Below are 596 nucleotides of genomic sequence, written 5' to 3'. Positions count from 1 at the left end.
AAGGAGGGAATTATCATGGATGTTCTCTATCAATCTTGTGCAGGTATTGATGTCCATCAAGCCAATATTGTCGTCTGTATCCTACATGGACCACTCACCTCAACTCGTCCAAAGCGTGAGATGGCTACGTTTGATACAACGACTAAAGGCCTACGTGCTTGCCACGATTTTCTCAGTCAATTTCATGTGGAAGCTGTTGGTATGGAAAGCACAGGTATTTATTGGCGACCTGTCTGGCATGCTCTCTGTGATGACTTCGAGCTGATACTGGCTCAACCAGCCCACATGAAGGCTATTCCAGGTCAGAAAACCGACAAGAAGGATGCTCACTGGATAGCCAAATTAACACGGATTGGTCTGCTTCCTCGGAGTTTCGTCCCCGATGAAACCATTCAAGAATTGAGGGAGTTGACCAGACAGCGAAAACATTATGTGGAAAGCCGTAATCGCGAAACCAATCGTATCCATAAAATTCTTCAGTCAGGTGGTATCAAGCTAACAACCTATATCGAAGATATAATGGGGCTATCTGGTCGCAATCTCCTTCAGCTACTGGTTGATGAGACGCCTATCACACCTCGCATTGTCCATCAATC

General features: G+C 45.6%; 1 protein-coding gene. It reads left to right on the top strand.

The genetic code is table 11. The features are described 5' to 3' along the window. Positions 1 to 15: 15 nt before the first annotated feature. Positions 16 to 596, top strand: a 581-nt coding sequence (locus F9856_RS12070) for an IS110 family transposase (protein ID WP_202106736.1), incomplete at its 3' end; no start/stop codon positions are given.

Origin of the sequence: Streptococcus suis (assembly GCF_016743335.1) — a bacterium.
GTDB classification, from domain to species: domain Bacteria; phylum Bacillota; class Bacilli; order Lactobacillales; family Streptococcaceae; genus Streptococcus; species Streptococcus suis_Y.
Note: the sequence above shows the minus strand (reverse complement) of the source record. Positions and strands in the feature narration are given on the sequence as shown.